This is a genomic window from Candidatus Enterococcus wittei (assembly GCF_002140175.1).
GTDB classification, from domain to species: Bacteria; Bacillota; Bacilli; order Lactobacillales; family Enterococcaceae; genus Enterococcus_B; species Enterococcus_B wittei.
This window is the reverse complement of the sequence record NZ_NGMO01000012.1, coordinates 4,913-5,529: the sequence shown is the minus strand read 5'-3', so window position 1 is coordinate 5,529 and position 617 is coordinate 4,913. Positions and strand designations below refer to the sequence as shown.

The following is a 617-nucleotide window of genomic DNA, read 5'->3' as shown; positions in this document are numbered from 1 at the left end:
TAGACTTGTTTTCCCAAAAAGAATAGACTAAATATTTATCCTGTCTCTTATACACATCTAGATGTGTATCTTGAAAAAGGGGTGATGCCTATGGTTCATAGCTGTATCCCTAGAAGGGAGTAAGCAGTGTCAACTCTGTCTCTTATACACATCTAGATGTGTATAAGAGACAGGGCTAATCTCTTGAAAAAGGGGTGATGCCTATGGTTCATAGCTGTATCCCTAGAAGGGAGTAAGCAGTGTCAACTTTTGAAGCAATTCAACTGATGATCGCTTTTGCGACGTTAGTTTTGCTGATCATTGGCCACAAAGACCAAAAAAAATAACCATCTAACACTTGGACGAGTCATAGATGGTTAAATCCGTAAAATATGATAGTCACCGTCTTTTTAACGGTTCTACTTAAGGAGCTATGTTGACGCATGGCTCCTTTTTATCATCACTAGTATATCAAAGTAATTGAAAATCTGCAAATGTTGGATAGTATTTATATAAATAGTACTAGAGATAGAAAAATTGCTTCAAGCAGTCTTATATAAAGGATTTATATTTTATGTAGACTTGTTTTCCCAAAAAGAATAGACTAAATATTTATCATACATATAAAATCTATAAAT

Annotated in this window: 1 protein-coding gene; it reads left to right on the top strand. The window is 34.0% G+C overall.

The window, feature by feature from the left end:
• Positions 1-239: 239 nt before the first annotated feature.
• Positions 240-326, top strand: a complete 87-nt coding sequence (locus tag A5844_RS14830) for a putative holin-like toxin (protein ID WP_373419215.1) — start codon at positions 240-242, stop codon at positions 324-326.
• The last annotated feature ends 291 nt before the right edge of the window (positions 327-617 follow it).